The organism is Streptomyces aurantiaciflavus (assembly GCF_049808595.1).
In the GTDB taxonomy this organism is placed as follows: domain Bacteria; phylum Actinomycetota; class Actinomycetes; order Streptomycetales; family Streptomycetaceae; genus Streptomyces.
The window spans coordinates 51,480-66,266 of the sequence record NZ_JBNCAQ010000002.1; the positions used below are offsets into that span (position 1 = coordinate 51,480).

At 72.0% G+C, this 14,787-nt stretch carries 12 protein-coding genes and 2 pseudogenes; 6 read left to right on the forward strand and 8 right to left on the reverse strand.

Annotated elements, in window-relative coordinates; all coding sequences use genetic code 11:
• Positions 1 to 89 precede the first annotated feature (89 nt).
• Entirely contained in the window at positions 90 to 812 is a 723-nt protein-coding gene (locus tag ACPT94_RS02070; protein ID WP_360330910.1) for a 3'-5' exonuclease, read from the forward strand.
• A 194-nt stretch (positions 813 to 1,006) separates the two neighbouring features.
• On the opposite strand, the gene ACPT94_RS02075 is transcribed toward ACPT94_RS02070, so the two are convergent.
• The gene (locus ACPT94_RS02075; protein WP_360330907.1) at positions 1,007 to 1,870 is read right to left on the reverse strand and encodes a phosphotransferase enzyme family protein; all 864 of its coding nucleotides are present in this window, start codon (positions 1,868 to 1,870) and stop codon (positions 1,007 to 1,009) included.
• A 524-nt stretch (positions 1,871 to 2,394) separates the two neighbouring features.
• Between ACPT94_RS02075 and ACPT94_RS02080 the strand changes: the two are divergent.
• Positions 2,395 to 3,709, forward strand: a pseudogene (locus ACPT94_RS02080) (glycosyltransferase).
• A gap of 74 nt (positions 3,710 to 3,783) precedes the next feature.
• On the opposite strand, the gene ACPT94_RS02085 reads toward ACPT94_RS02080, so the two are convergent.
• Positions 3,784 to 6,048: an MMPL family transporter gene (locus ACPT94_RS02085; RefSeq protein WP_425244935.1), complete on the reverse strand. Its 2,265-nt coding sequence runs from the start codon at positions 6,046 to 6,048 to the stop codon at positions 3,784 to 3,786.
• A 316-nt stretch (positions 6,049 to 6,364) separates the two neighbouring features.
• Between ACPT94_RS02085 and ACPT94_RS02090 the strand changes: the two genes are divergently transcribed.
• On the forward strand, positions 6,365 to 6,913 hold the full coding sequence (locus ACPT94_RS02090) for a DUF1697 domain-containing protein (RefSeq protein ID WP_425244936.1): 549 nt from the start codon (positions 6,365 to 6,367) through the stop codon (positions 6,911 to 6,913).
• Here the strand turns inward: ACPT94_RS02090 and ACPT94_RS02095 are convergent.
• Positions 6,885 to 7,778, reverse strand: a complete 894-nt coding sequence (locus ACPT94_RS02095; RefSeq protein ID WP_425244937.1) for a transglutaminase-like domain-containing protein — start codon at positions 7,776 to 7,778, stop codon at positions 6,885 to 6,887. The two genes, ACPT94_RS02090 and ACPT94_RS02095, sit on opposite strands and share 29 nt — an antisense overlap.
• Before the next feature lie 34 nt (positions 7,779 to 7,812).
• Positions 7,813 to 8,652 carry an aldo/keto reductase gene (locus ACPT94_RS02100; protein ID WP_360330897.1) on the reverse strand — a complete coding sequence of 280 codons (840 nt, stop codon included), beginning with the start codon at positions 8,650 to 8,652 and terminating at the stop codon, positions 7,813 to 7,815.
• A gap of 38 nt (positions 8,653 to 8,690) precedes the next feature.
• Between ACPT94_RS02100 and ACPT94_RS02105 the strand changes: the two genes are divergently transcribed.
• The 3 genes and pseudogenes from ACPT94_RS02105 (at position 8,691) to ACPT94_RS02115 (ending at position 11,014) form a co-directional block, all read left to right on the forward strand.
• Positions 8,691 to 9,734, forward strand: coding sequence for a ketopantoate reductase family protein (locus ACPT94_RS02105; RefSeq protein ID WP_425244938.1), 1,044 nt, complete (start codon positions 8,691 to 8,693; stop codon positions 9,732 to 9,734).
• Between the two features lie 5 nt (positions 9,735 to 9,739).
• Positions 9,740 to 10,336, forward strand: coding sequence for a TIGR03086 family metal-binding protein (locus ACPT94_RS02110; RefSeq protein ID WP_425244939.1), 597 nt, complete (start codon positions 9,740 to 9,742; stop codon positions 10,334 to 10,336).
• A 55-nt stretch (positions 10,337 to 10,391) separates the two neighbouring features.
• Positions 10,392 to 11,014, forward strand: a pseudogene (locus ACPT94_RS02115) (mycothiol-dependent nitroreductase Rv2466c family protein).
• A gap of 55 nt (positions 11,015 to 11,069) precedes the next feature.
• On the opposite strand, the gene ACPT94_RS02120 reads toward ACPT94_RS02115, so the two are convergent.
• The 4 genes from ACPT94_RS02120 to ACPT94_RS02135 are packed head-to-tail and all read right to left on the reverse strand — an operon-like array spanning position 11,070 to position 14,648.
• Positions 11,070 to 11,822, reverse strand: coding sequence for a sirohydrochlorin chelatase (locus ACPT94_RS02120; protein ID WP_425244940.1), 753 nt, complete (start codon positions 11,820 to 11,822; stop codon positions 11,070 to 11,072).
• 5 nt (positions 11,823 to 11,827) lie between these two features.
• The gene (locus tag ACPT94_RS02125; protein ID WP_360330884.1) at positions 11,828 to 12,733 is read right to left on the reverse strand and encodes an ABC transporter permease; all 906 of its coding nucleotides are present in this window, start codon (positions 12,731 to 12,733) and stop codon (positions 11,828 to 11,830) included.
• Entirely contained in the window at positions 12,720 to 13,505 is a 786-nt protein-coding gene (locus ACPT94_RS02130; protein ID WP_360330881.1) for an ABC transporter ATP-binding protein, read from the reverse strand. Before ACPT94_RS02130 ends, ACPT94_RS02125 begins: the two co-directional genes overlap by 14 nt.
• A 36-nt stretch (positions 13,506 to 13,541) precedes the next feature.
• Positions 13,542 to 14,648: an aliphatic sulfonate ABC transporter substrate-binding protein gene (locus ACPT94_RS02135; protein WP_360330879.1), complete on the reverse strand. Its 1,107-nt coding sequence runs from the start codon at positions 14,646 to 14,648 to the stop codon at positions 13,542 to 13,544.
• Between the last annotated feature and the right edge of the window lie 139 nt (positions 14,649 to 14,787).

Below are 14,787 nucleotides of genomic sequence, written 5' to 3' on the forward strand. Positions count from 1 at the left end.
AGGTAAGCGGAACGCGATCCTCTGATTGTCAGTGGCGCATGGGAAGGTGGAGACCACTGGGGGAAGCACCACCAAGAAGGGGGGCCACCATGGCCTGGCACCGCGAGCTGCTCATCGGCTTCGACCTGGAGACGACCGGGACGGATCCGCGCGAGGCGCGCATCGTCACGGGGGCCGTGATCGAGGTCAGGGGCGGACAGGTGCTGGGGCGCCGGGAATGGCTGGCCGACCCCGGCGTGGAGATCCCGGCGGACGCCGTGGCCGTCCACGGGATAAGCAACGAGCGGGCGGCCGCCGAGGGCCGCCCCGCCGACCAGGTCGCGGAAGCGATCGCCGGCGTCCTCGTGACGTACTGGAAGACGGGCGTCCCGGTCGTCGCCTACAACGCCGCGTTCGACCTCACCCTCCTCTCCGCCGAACTGCGGCGGCACGGACTGCCGTCCCTGCGCGACCGCCTGGGCGGCGTCGACCCGGCCCCGGTCGTCGACCCGTACACCATCGACCGCTGGGCCGACCGCTACCGCCGCGGCAAGCGCAACCTCGAAGCGGTCTGCGCCGAGTACGGCGTCCCTCTCGACGCGGCCCACGACGCCTCCGCCGACGCCCTCGCCGCGGCCCGGCTGGCCTGCGCGATAGCCGAGCGCCACGCCAAGGTCGCGGCCCTCGGCCCGGCCGAGCTGCACCGCCGCCAGATCGAGTGGTACGCCGAGTGGGCGGCGGACTTCCAGGACTTCCTGCGCCGCAAGGGCGAGCCGGACGCGGTGGTGGACGGGACCTGGCCGGTACGGGAGTTGGCGGACGAGACGGTGTGAGCGACCGGGCGGGCAAGGCGCCGCCCGTCTGCGGGCCGCCCGCGGCCGGTCACGCCCACGCGGCGGAGCCGCACATCGACACGGCCCCGCCCCCGTGAGCGAGGTGCGGTCACGCCGGCCGCAGCAGCGCCGTCAGCCCTCCCGGAGCCGAGGCGCGGGCGGCAGGCCGTCAGCGCCGGGCCCTGGAGCCCCGCTCAGAACGGATACCACCGCACCGTCTCGTCCCCGTCCCGCAGGGACGCCACCCGGCGTTCGAACTCGACGAGGGCCTTGGGGTCGGCCGGTGCGTGCTGGGCGACCCAGGCGCAGCTCGCGGTCTCGCGGGCGCCCCGCAGGACCGGGCAGCCCTCCCACTCGCGCACGTCCCAGCCGTACGCCTCGGTGAAGGTGTCGTAGGCCTCGGCGGGCAGGCCGTAGCGGTCGCGGGAGAGGGCCATCACGACCAGGTCGTGCTCGCGCAGGTCGGCGGAGAAGGTCTCCAGGTCGACCAGGACCGGGCCGTCCGGGCCGACGTGCACATTCCGGGGCAGCGCGTCGCCGTGGATCGGGCCGGGCGGCAGATGCGGGCCGAGCGCGGCGGCGGCCGTGGCGAAGCCGTCGCGGCGCTCGCGCAGATAAGCGGCGTCCGCCGGGTCGATCGCGTCGCCCGCGAGCCGCAGCCAGCGCTCTACACCGGACAGCAGATCACGCGGGGGCAGGGTGAAGGAGGGGGAGGGCAGAGCGTGCACGACACGCAGGAGTTCGGCCAGATCCCGCGGCTCGGCGGGACGTACCGGGTCGGGCAGCCGGTGCCACACCGTCACCGGGTGCCCCTCGACCAGCAGCGCCTTCGGCTCGGCCGCTCGCACCGCCGGGACGCCCGCCTCGTCCAGCCACGCCGCGATGTCCAGCTCGCGCCGGGCCCGGTCGAGGAGTTCGGCGTCACGGCCGACCTTCACCACCAGGTCGCCGACGGCGAACACCGCGTTCTCGCCCAGGGCGAGGAGCCGCGCGTCCGAAGCCGGGCCGGGCAGCACCTTCGCCGCGGCCAGTACGTCCCGCGCGCGTGCCTCGTCCATCGTCCGCCTCCGTCTCGTCGTGGGTCTGTGCCTCGGGGACGGCGTCGGGATCCGGCCATCCGACGGCCAGTCTCGCATTCGCACAGGTGGGGCCGTGTGCGCGGTGCCTTGACGGCGCACAGCGGCTTCACGACCATGGCGGGGCCCGTCACCGCCGCGGGGTCCGGGGACGGACCTGTACCGCCTGCGGCACCGTCCACGACCGGGACGCCAACGCCGCGATCAACGTCAAGACGACCGCCGGACTGGCGGCATCGGCCTGCGGAGCGCCGGTAAGACCAGGAGCAATCCCGGCACAGCGCGAAGAAACAGGAAGCCACGGATTCCCGACCGAACCCCGTGCCGCGTAGCGGCACAGCAACGGACGAGAAGGCCAGAATTCTCGGGCTTCAGCCCGACGAGCAAGTCAACAGCGCTGAGCGTCGTGACCGCGCTGACCCGCGCTGACGGCCTGACGCGCGGCGGCAGCGAACGGCGGTGAGAGCGAACGGCGGTGACAGCGACCAGCACTCCCGGCGCCGACGGTGACGGCGGCCTGCAATGACCGTACCGAACGCGCCCGCCCCCGCGTCGTATTTGATTTGCACGAGACGTCTCGTCTCGCCTACGGTCGATGACATGACCAACTCCGCGGACCCGACCACCCCCGCGCACATCGCCATGTTCTCCATCGCCGCCCACGGCCATGTGAACCCCAGCCTGGAGGTGATCCGGGAGCTCGTCGCGCGCGGCCACCGGGTCACCTACGCCATTCCGCCCGTCTTCGCCGACAAGGTCGCCGCGACCGGCGCCGAGGTGAAGTCGTGGCACTCCACCCTGCCTTCGCCCGACGCCGACCCGTCGGCCTGGGGCGCGACCCTCCTCGACAACGTGGAGCCCTTCCTCGCCGACGCGATCCAGGCGCTGCCACAGCTCATCGAGGCCTACGCCGGAGACGAGCCCGATCTCGTCCTGCACGACATCGCCTCCTACCCGGCCCGTGTCCTCGCCCACCGCTGGGGCGTGCCCGCGGTCTCCCTCTCGCCCAACCTGGTGGCCTGGGAGGGATACGAGGAGGAGGTCGCCGAGCCGATGTGGGCGGAGCCGAAGAAGACCGAGCGGGGCCGGGCCTACTACGCCCGCTTCCACGCCTGGCTGGAGGAGAACGGCATCACCCTCCATCCCGACGACTTCGCCGGCCGGCCCGCCCGCTCCCTGGTCCTCATCCCGAAGGCGCTCCAGCCGCACGCCGACCGGGTCGACGAGAGCGTGTACACCTTCGTCGGCGCCTGCCAGGGCGACCGCGCCGCCGAGGGCACCTGGACCCGGCCCGCCGACGCCGGGAAGGTCGTCCTCGTGTCGCTGGGCTCGGCCTTCACCAAGCAGCCGGACTTCTACCGCGCCTGCGTCGAGGCCTTCTCCGGGCTGCCCGGCTGGCACCTCGTGCTCCAGATCGGCAAGCATGTCGACCCGGCCGAGCTGGGGGACGTGCCGGCGAACGTGGAAGTGCGTTCCTGGGTGCCGCAGTTGGCGATCCTGAAGCAGGCCGACCTGTTCGTCACCCACGCCGGCGCCGGCGGCAGCCAGGAGGGGCTGGCCACGGCGACCCCGATGATCGCCGTACCGCAGGCCGTGGACCAGTTCGGGAACGCGGACGTGCTCCAGGGGCTCGGTGTCGCCCGGCATGTGCCGACGGAGGAGGCGACCGCCGAGACCCTGCGGGCCACCGCCCTGGCGCTGGTCGACGATCCGGAGGTCGCCCGGCGGCTGAAGGAGATCCAGGCCGGGATGGCCCAGGAGGGCGGCACACGAAGGGCGGCCGACCTCATCGAGGCCGAACTGCCCGTTCGGAGCGCATGAGTGAGGGCCCGTCGACTCCCCGGTGGTCGACGGGCCCTCGGCTCAGGAGGTTCAGCCTCTCGGCGTAGGGGGGTTCAGACCTTCACCGGCTCGCCCTCGTCGTCCCGTGTCGTCGGCGCGAGAGCCTCCGGCGACTCGTCGTGGGTGAGGTCCGGCAGCCGGTTCAGCCACTTCGGCAGGTACCAGTTGCGCTCGCCCAGCAGGGCCATCACCGCCGGGAGCAGCACGCCCCGGATGATCGTCGCGTCGATCAGGACCGCGGCGGCCAGACCCACGCCCATCTGCTTCATGGACTGCATGGACAGCGTGCCGAAGATCGCGAAGACGGCGACCATGATGACCGCGGCGCTGGTGACGACACCCGCCGTGGTGACCACGCCGTGGGTGATCGCGTCCTTCGTGGTGCGGCCCCGCAGCCGCGCCTCGCGGATCCGGGAGACCACGAACACGTGGTAGTCCATGGACAGGCCGAACAGGATCACGAAGAGGAACAGCGGCAGCCAGGTGATGATGGCGCCGACACCCTCCGCGCCCACCAGGGACGCGCCCCAGCCGTGCTGGAAGACCCCCACGAGGATGCCGTACGCGGCGCCCACCGAGAGCAGGTTCAGCACGATCGAGGTGAGCGCGATCGTCAGCGAGCGGAACGACAGCAGCATCAGCGCGAAGGCGAAGACCACGACGAAGGCGAAGACCGGGACGACGGCTCCGGCCAGCTGGTCGTTGAAGTCCTTCGACCCGGCGACCTGCCCGGTGATCGGCGCCTCGACGCCGTCGATCTTGCCGAGGGTGGCGGGCCGCACCTCGTCGCGCAGCTTGTCCAGGCTCTCACCGGCCTTGTCCAGGTCGGAGCCGCCGACCAGCGGGACGTAGACGTAGGCGAGGTTCTGCGCGTCGTGCAGCTTGATCTCGACCGGGCCGCGTGAGGCACCCGAACTGATCGCCCGCTCACGGAAGTCGGCGAGCGCGGACTTCACCTCGGGCGCGTTGATGTCCTTGGCCTTGACGACCACCTCGGCCGGGTCGGAGCCGCCCGGGAAGGCCTCGTTGAGACGGTTGTAGGTCTGCACGATGGGCAGCGAGTCACCGAACTCCTGGTCCAGGGTGAGCTGCTGGGTCTTCATGCCGAGCGCGGGCGCCGCGATGGCGAGCAGCGCGCCGGCCGCGACGACCACGGAGACGACGGGCTTGGCGAGCACGCCCTTCAGGACGGCCGACCAGAAGCGGCTCCCGCTGTCGCCGCGCTTACGGTTGCGGCGGAGCCGGCTGTCGGGGTGCAGGAAGGGGATCTTGCCCTTCTCGACCCGCTCGCCGAGCAGCGACAGCAGCGCGGGCAGCACGGTCACGGAGCCCACCATGGCCACGGCCACGACCACCAGCGAGGCCAGGCCCATCGCCTCGAACTCGGCGAGCCCGGTGAACAGCATGCCCGCCATGGCCACGCACACCGTGACACCGGAGACGACGATCGCGCGGCCACTGGTGGCGGCGGCGATCCGCAGGGCGGTCTGCCCGTCGCGGCCCGCGGCGCGCTCCTCACGCTCCCGGCGCAGGTAGAACAGGCAGTAGTCCACACCGACGGCCAGACCGACCAGCAGCATCACGGAGTTGGCGGTGTCGCTCATCGGCATGACGTGGCTGACGACGCCCATCAGGCCCATCGTCGCCATGATCGCGGTGATCGCCAGCAGCACGGGCAGCAGGGCCGCCACCAGCGCGCCGAAGGCGATGAGCAGAATGCCGAGGGCCACCGGCACCGCGGAGTACTCGGCCTTCTGGAAGTCGTCCCCGAACGCGTCGCTGAACGTCTTCATCATGCTGGCGCCGCCGATCTCCTCGATCCGCACCGACGCGTGGTCCTTCTGCACCCCCTCGACGGCCTTCAGGACCGGCTCCACCCGATCACCCGCGGTGTCGGAGTCCCCCCGCATGTCGAACTGCACCAGCGCGCTGCGGCCGTCCTTGGAGATGGTCTGCGTGTCGTACGGCGAGGTGACGTCGGTGACCTTGCCGGTGCCCTCGACGGCCTTGACGACCGCCTCGACGGCCTGCCGGAACTCGGCGTCCGTGGCCTTCAGGCCCTTGTCCTTGGCCTGGACGAGGACGGTCTCGCTCGCGGGCTCCTCGATCCCGGCGTCCTCGATGATCTTGGCGGCGGTGTGCGTCTCGCCCTTGAGCTGGTCGCTGTCCTTGACGTCGACCCGGCCCGCCGCCGACCCGAGCCCCATCGCCAGGACGACGAACAGCACCCAGATGCCGACGGCCGCCCAGCGGTGCCGGGCGCTCCACCCGCCGGCCCGCGCGGCGATGCCCCGCACCCGTGTATCCAACTTCGCCATGACGGGCTTTCCCCCTTGAGGTGCGGTGGCGGCCCCCTGCCGCCACCTTTCGCTTCGAAGGTATGGGCCGCATAAAGCCATCTCGTCGTGCTGCCCGGTGAACCGTGGGGCGCCCGGGTCCTCCCCTCGGACCCCGCCGTCTCACCGCTGGGGAGGATGAGGGCCCTTACATCTATTTCGAGGATCTCGGGGCCGTTGATCAGGGAAAAGCGGAGGTTGCCGGTCCACAACTCCCTCCGCGGCCCCCCTCTCCGGACCGGACGACCGCGGCCGCCGCCCCCACCCGCCGGGTCCCCCGGCCGCCTATGGTGTGCGCATGACGACGATGTACGCGGCGCTGCTGCGCGGTATCAACGTGGGCGGCGCGAGGAAGGTCCCCATGGCCGCCCTGCGCGCCCTCCTGGAGGGCCTCGGACACGGCGACGTGCGCACCTACCTGCAGAGCGGCCAGGCCGTCTTCTCCCGCGACCACGGCGACGAGGACAGCCTCGCCGGGGAGATCACGCGGGCGATCGAGAAACAGTTCGGCTTCCCGGTCGACGCGATCGTCCGAGACCACGCCTATCTGAAGGCGGTCGCCGACGCCTGCCCGTTCCCGGCCGCCGACCTGGAGGCCAAGCAGCTCCACGTCACCTACTTCTCCACCGCCGTCGACCCCGACCGCTTCGCCGGGATCGACCGGGCCGCGCACCTCCCCGAGGAGTTCCGTCTCGGCGACCGCGCCCTGTACCTGTACGCCCCCGACGGCCTGGGCCGCTCCAAGCTCGCCGAACAGCTGTCCAGGCCGCGGGTGAACAAGGGGCTGATCGCCACCACCCGCAACTGGAACACCGTGGTCAAGCTGGTGGAGATGACCGAAGGGTGACCTTCCGCAGGCCGTGGAAGGGGGACAGCGAGAGGATCTCGCGGGGCACGGCGAGCCGTGGATCGGCGCAGAGCCGGCGGATCTCCTCGCGCGTCCCGGCCGCCGCGGCCGCGTCGACGAGCGCGAGGTCGTCCTCGCCGAGCGCGTCGACGTCGTCCTCGGTGAGCGAGTCGTGGCGGTCGACGGGGGAGAGCCCCCACCCGTCCCAGGGCAGCGGCTCCGTCCCGTTGCGGGCGGCGAGGTCCAGCAGGACGCTGTTGAGGACGAGCCACCGGCCCCGCAGACGAGGCGCCGCCCACACCCCGAACGTCGCCGGGTCCGCCGACCCGTCCCGGCACGCCCGCCATGCCTGCCCCGCCACGACGAACCGGTCCCGGGGCACGTCCAGCGGGTCGAAGGGCACGTCGTAGAAGTCGGCGTGGACCTGCGCGTCCGCCAACCGCCAACTGCCGTCGGGCAGTTGGTACTCGGTGACCCAGTGGTCGTCGTGGAAGCCGTCGACGAAGTACGTCCCGTAACCGCCCCGGATCCGGGCCGGCGTCCCCGTCGCCCGCAGCAGCGAGCACAGCAGCAGCGAGTAGTCCCGGCACGTGCCGACGAACTGCTGGTCGTACGCACGGGGTTCGGTCAGCGGGGCGTCCTTGCGCTCCCGCAGGATCCGCAGGATCTCCGTCACGTACCGCGACTCGGCGTCCTCGCGCAGCCGCTCCTCGGGGATCACGTACCCGACGCGCTCCCCCTCGAGGCGATGGAGGACCAGACCGCGTACCAGCGCGGTCAGCCGGCGCGGATCGCGGGGCAGGCCGGCGACGTCCAGGTCACCGGGATCGCTGTACGGCGTCTGCCGCAGAGAGAAGTCGTCCATGCCGCGGACCCTCGGCCTTGCCCCAGGGGCAAGGTCAACCCAGCGCGTCCAGCCGGGCCCTGTCCTCGCGCGTGAGGTGCACGGCGACCGCGTCCAGGTTCTCCTCCAGATGGGCCAGGGTGCCGGTGCCGGGCGTCGGGCACAGCACGGGGGAGTGGTGCAGCAGCCAGGACAGGGCGATCTGGCCCGGAGTGGCGCCGTGCGCCGCGGCGATCGACGCGCACACCGGGTCGGCCGTGAGCGTCCCGTTGCCGAGCGGGAACCACGGCAGGAAGGCGATGCCGCGTGCCTCGCACAGCCGCAGGAGCGGTTCGCTCGCGCGGTCGAGGACGTTGCAGCGGTTCTGGACCGAGGCGATCCGTGTCAACTCCGTCGCGGCCACCAGCTGTTCGGCGGTGACCGTGTCGAGGCCGACGTGCCGGATCTTGCCCTCGGCCCGCAACTCGTCGAGCGTGCCCAGCTGGTCGGCCATCGGCACGGCCGGATCGAGCCGGTGCAGCTGGTACAGGCCGATGGTGTCGAGGCGCAGCCGGCGCAGACTCGCCTCGCACATCGCGCGCAGCCGGTCGGGCCGCCCGTCGACATGCCAGGCACGGTCGCTCGTCCGGACGACCCCGCCCTTCGTGGCGACCAACAGATCCGGGGGGTAGGGGTGGAGCGCCTCGGCGACCAGTTCCTCCGCTAGCGACGGGCCGTAGTTGTCGGCCGTGTCGATCAGCGTGACCCCGCGCTCCACCGCCCGCCGCAGGACGGCGACGGCGTCCCGGGGGTCGCCGCGCGGCCCCCAGTAGCCGGGCCCGGTGAGCTGAGCGGTGCCGTAACCGAGCCGACGGACCGTCAACTCACCGCCCACGACGAACGTTTTCCCGATCATTCGACGGAGCGTACACACCGCTGTGCGAGGCTCGACCCATGCGCTACATCATCATCGGGGCAGGAGCGATCGGCGGGACCGTCGGCGGGCGGCTCGCGCAGACCGGGCAGGAGGTCGTGCTGGTCGCACGCGGCGCGCACCGCACGGCGCTGCGGGAGGGCGGCCTGCGGCTCAGGGTGCCGGAGGGCGAGCTGAGGTTCCGGCCGCCCGTCGTCGACGGACCGGACGCGCTCGGCGCACTGCGCGCCGACGACGTCCTCGTCCTCGCCGTGAAGACACAGGACAGCGAGGCCGCCCTCCGGGCCTGGGCGCCGGCCCCGGTCGAGGGCGGGGGCACGGCCGCCGAGGAGTTGCCGCTGGTCTGCGCGCAGAACGGCGTCGAGAGCCAGCGCCTGGCCCTGCGCCGCTTCCGGCACGTCTACGGCGTCTGCGTGTGGCTGCCCGCCACCCATGTCGAACCCGGCGTCGTCTCCGCCGCCGGCACCCCCCTCACCGGCGTCCTCCACCTCGGCCGGTACCCGCACGGCACCGACGACACCGCCCGCCGGATCGCCGCCGACCTGGAGAAAGCCCACTTCGAGGCGCCGGTCGTGCCGGACGTGACGCGCTGGCAGTACGCCAAGCTGCTGTCCAACCTGGGCAACGCCCTGGAGGCGGTGAGCGGCCCGGTCGACAGCGAGGAGGCCGTGGCGCTGTACCGCAGGGTGCGGGCCGAGGGCGAGGCGGTCCTCGCCGCCGCCGGCATCGCGTACGTCAGCGCCGAGGAGCAGGCGGCCGCCCGGGGCGACAAGGTCACCCTGGTTCCCCTCGACGGCGTCCCGCGCGGCGGCGGCTCCTCCTGGCAGTCCCTCAGCCGGGGCGCCGGCAGCATCGAGGCCGACCATCTCAACGGCGAGATCGCCCTCCTCGGCCGCCTGCACGGCGTACCGACCCCGCTGAACGAACTCCTGCAGCGGCTCGCGAACGCGTTCACGACCGAGCGCAGGGCCCCCGGCTCGCTGCCGCTGCGGGAGCTGACCCGGCTGGCCGACGGCGCTGTCGCGTTTGTTCAAGAGGACCGCGGGCGCCCGTCCCTAGCGTGAGGGGCATGAAGTACGACGAGACGCACCGGTACATGTCCGAATGTGCCGCCGAGGCGGCGCGCGTCGCGCGCGGCGTCCCGGCGGCCCGGCTGAACGACCCCACCCACTGCACCGACTGGGACCTCCGCGCCCTGGTCAACCACTGGGTCCTCTACACCTCCCACGGTCTGGAGCACCGCGCCCTGCGCAAGGAGCTCCCCGAGAACCTCGTCGCCCGCGACTTCACCGCCGACCCCGACTGGGCCGAGGCCTACGCCGCCCAGCTCGACCGCGCGGTCGCCGCCTGGTCCGACCCGGCCGTCTGGGAGGGCGAGGTCGACCTCGGGCTCGCGGCCCTGCCCGCCGCCGAGCTGGCCGGGATGATCGTCAAGGAGACGGCGGTCCACGGGTGGGACGTGGCCGTGTCCACCGGCCAGACGTTCCACGTCTCCGACGGCGCCGCCCGCATGACGCTCGACGTCGTCGAACGCCACGCCGGCCTCTACCGCCAGTACGACGGCTTCGCCGACCCGGTGCCGGTACCGGCCGACGCGCCGGCGTTCGAGCGGGCGCTGGGGGCGAGCGGGCGGGATCCACGGCTGGGCACCCAAGTGGACCACTGACACATGCCGGTATTGGGCCGTGAACAGGATCCATTCGGGGACTAGCGTCGACGCCATGACCCGCACAACCGTCTCACCCACCCGTGTCGACCTCTGGTTCGACCCCGCCTGCCCGTTCGCCTGGATCACCTCCCGCTGGCTGCTGGAGGTCGAGCGGCACCGCCCGCTCGACCTCCGCTTCCGGGTGATGAGCCTCCACCTCCACAACACGGGCAACGAACTCCCCGCCCAGTACCGCACGCTGGTCGACAAGTCGGTCGGCCCGGTGCGGGTCGCCGTCGCGGCGGCGGCGCAGCACGGCGACAAGGTCCTGCGCGACCTGTACACCGCGTACGGCAGCCGCATCCACGAACGCCGCCTCGACGACTTCGACACCGTGATCGCCGAGTCCCTCGCCGAACTCGACCTGCCCGCCGAACTGAGCGCCGCCGCCCACGATCCGTCGTACGACGACGCCGTGCGCCGCAGCCACGAGGCGGGAGCGGAGCCGGACTCGGGCGGGTACGTCGGCACGCCGACGATCCACGTGGACGGGACGGTGTGGTTCGGCCCCGTGCTCCGGGCGATCCCACGCGGCGACCGGGCGGCCGCACTCTTCGACGCCTTCCGGGTACTCGCGGTGGACCCGACTTCTTCGAGCTCAAGCGGACCCGGGTGGGAGGGCTGTCGTTCGAGTGACGGGGCGGTGACCGGCGTGGGCGCCTCCCCGACGGCGTCGCGGCCGGGGCGGGCCTCAGGCGCCCAGCGCCGTCGGCATCGGCGCCCGCGCCGCGTCGTACCGCTCCAGCAGCACCCGCGCCACCTCCGGTGCCGGGCCGAGCACCCCCGCCAGCACGTCCGCCCCGGCCGCGCCCCGGGCGATGCGGTCCGGAAGGAAACCGGGGGCCAGGACGTACGGGGCGACCGCGACCGTGGAGCAGCCCAGCTCCCGCAGTTCGCGCACCGCGTCCTCGGTGCGCGGGAACCCCGCGGGAGAACCAGCGGAGGCGAACGCGGGTCGCACGGCGCACCAACCGGTGTGCCACCACTCCCGCGCGATGTCGGCGATCACCGCGATCGCCTCCGGGTCGGTGGACCCCGCCGAGGCCAGCACGACCCCGGTCGAGGACTTGTCGGCGGGCGTCAGCCCCGCCTCGTACAGCCGCCGTTCGAGGGCGGACAGCAGCAGCGGGGACGGGCCCAGCACCTCCGCCTGGCGGATCCGCAGCCGCCGCGGCGCGTCCCGCAGGACCGCCGGGATGTCCGCCTTCGCGTGGAAGGCGCGCGTCAGCAGCAGGGGGAGGGCGACGACGTCCCGTACGCCCTCCGCCGCCAGGGACTCCAGCACTCCGTGCACCGACGGGACGTTGAAGTCCAGGAAGCCGGTCTCCACGCGCAGCCCCGGCCGCAGCGACCGCACCCGGCGCACCAGGGCGTGGACGGTCGCCGCGTGCCGCGGGTCGCGGCTGCCGTGGGCGATGACGAGGAGAACCGGCTGGTGGTGCACGCGGGTCAGCCCTTCACCAGCAGGCCCCGGCTGCGCAGCACCCGCCGCTCCAGCGGGCTGAAGATCAGCAGGTCGATGGCGATGCCGACGAACAGGATCAGGATGATCGCCTCGAAGACCATCGACATGGAGCTGGCGTTGCGGCCGTTCTCCAGCAGCGCGCCCAGGCCGATGCCCAGGTCGGGTGAGGAGGCGATGATCTCCGCCGCCATCAGCGAGCGCCAGGAGAAGGCCCAGCCCTGCTTCAGACCGCCCAGGTAGCCGGGGAGCGCGGCCGGCAGCACGATGTGCCAGGCGCCCTTCAGCCCGGTCGCGCCCATCGTGCGGCCCGCCCGCAGGAACAGCGGCGGCACCTGGTCGATGCCGGAGACCAGGCCGTTGGCGATGGACGGGACCGCGCCGAGCAGGATCACCGCGTACATCATCGAGTTGTTCAGACCCAGCCAGATCACGGCCGGCGGTACCCACGCCACCGACGGCAACGACTGCAGTCCGGACAGGATCGGGCCGATGGCCGCCCGCACGAACTTCACCCGGGCCACGATCAGACCCAGCGGGGTGCCGATGGCGAGCGCCATCAGGAAGCCCAGCAGACCGCGCGAGACGCTGGTCCAGATGTAGTCGAGAAGCTTGCCCTCCAGCCACGCTTCCTTGAACTCGCCCCCCACGTCGGCGGGCGTGGGCAGCTTGCTGGGATCGTCGACGACCTTGAACGAGACCAGCGCCTGCCAGAGCACCAGGACCACCGCGATCGCGATGATCGGCGGCAGGATCTTGTTGACGAAGGTCTGCCGGAACGACGTACGGCTGACGACGCCGGTCTCCAGGGCGTCCAGGCCCGCCTCCACCGAGGCGAGCTGCCGGCCGCCCCCGGCGGAGCCGTCCGTCGTCTTCGTCTCAGTGCTGGCCATGACGGCGGATCTCCCCACGCAGGACTTCGGTGATCTCCAGGGACAGTTCGGCCACGGGCGCGTCCTCGATACGGCGCGGCTGCGGAATGCCGACGGTCCACTCGCGGGCCACCCGGCCCGGCCGGGAGGACAGCAGGATGACGCGCTGTGCGAGCCGCACCGCCTCCCGCACGTTGTGCGTGACGAACAGCACCGACAGCCCGGTCTCCTCCCAGATCCGGGTCAGCTCGTCGTGCAGCACGTCCCGGGTGATGGCGTCGAGCGCCGCGAACGGCTCGTCCATCAGCAGCAGCCGGGCGTCCTGCGCGAGCGCGCGCGCCAGCGCCACCCGCTGGCGCATACCGCCGGACAGCTCGTGCACCCGCTTGCCGTACGAGCCCTTCAGCCGCACCAGTTCGAGCAGCTCCTCGGCCCGGCCGCGCCGCTCGTTCTTCGGAACTCCCCCGAGCTTCAGGGCGAGTTCGATGTTCTTGCCCGCGGTCAGCCACGGGAACAGGGCGTGCTCCTGGAACATCAGAGCGGGGCGCCCGTCGGTGCTGATGCTGCCGGCGCTGGGCTGGTCGAGCCCCGCCACCAGGTTCAGCAGCGTGGACTTGCCACAGCCGGAGGCCCCCAGGAGGGTGACGAACTCGCCCGGAGCGACATCGAGGGTGATGTCGTCCAGGACGAGCTGCTGCCCGGCTGGCCCGGCGAAGGACTTCGACACGTGCTCGATGCGGGCGGCGTACTCCACCGACTCGGCGCTGTCGGCCTTGGCGAGGGTGGTGGCCATGGTCGTCACCTCCTGGGAACTCATCCGACTTCGGGCTTACTTGACGCCGAGACCGGCGTCGTCGACCGTGCTCTCACCCTCGGCCCCGAGCACCTTGTTCAGCGGCGCGAGGTCGTAGATGCCCTTCAGCAGCGGGTCCTCCAGCAGACCGGCCTTCACCGCGTGCTGGGCCTCGGCGTTGAGCGTGGAGGCCAGCGGGTCGTTGGTGAACTGGATCGACTTCCACGCCGGGTCCAGGACCTGTGCGGGCAGCTCCTTGCCGGAGTCCGCCTTCAGCTGCGCGTTCGCCGCGGCCTTCGCCTCGTCGGGGTTGGCGTTGATGTACTTGTTGGCCTCGACCGACGCCTTCAGCACGGCCTCGACGGCCTTCGGGTGCTCCTTGAGGAACTTCTGCGACACGATGATGTTCGTGATCACGAACTTCTTGTCGGGCCACAGCGACGCCTCGTCCAGCAGCACCTTCGCGCCCTCGGCGACCAGCTTGGACGCGGTCGGCTCCGGCACCCATGCGCCGTCGATGGAGCCGGACTTGTAGGCGTCCGGGGTGACCTTGTTGTCGGTGCGGATGACCGAGACGTCGCCCTTGCCGCTCTCCGCGTCGACCTTCCAGCCCTGCTCGGCGATCCAGTTGAGGAGGGCCACGTCCTGGGTGTTGCCGAGCTGCGGGGTGGCGATCCGCTTGCCCTTGACGTCCTTCAGGCTCTTGATCTTGTCCGGGTTGACCACGAGCTTCACTCCGCCGGACGCCGAGCCGCCGATGATCCGCAGGTTCGTGCCCTTGGACTTGGTGTAGCCGTTGATCGCCGGGGACGGGCCGATCCAGCCGATGTCGATGGAGCCCGAGTTCAGGGCCTCGATCTCGGAGGGGCCGGCGTTGAAGACCTGGTACTCGGCCTTCGTGGCGCCGAGCGCCTTCTGGAAGTAGCCCTTGTTCACGCCGACGAGGGCGGTCCCGTGGGTCAGGTTGCCGAAGTAGCCGATCTTGACGGAGTCGAGACCGTCGATCTTCTCCGCGCCGGCGGCGACCTTCTGGGTCGACGAGTTGTCGTCGGCCTGGGAGCCGTAGCCGCAGGCGGCCAGGGTGAGCAGAGGGAGCGCGGTGATCACCGCGAAGGCGCGGCGGAAGCTGGATGTGGCAGGCACGGGAGGGGTTCCTCTCGTTGGCCCGGCGGTCACGGTCTCTCAGGTCGTGGCCGGGAGGTCGGCAGGTCTTCGCTTACGGCGGTGGGGGGTGAGGGCGCGCAGGCAGTGCGCGTACGTCATGCCGCACATCGCGCCACTC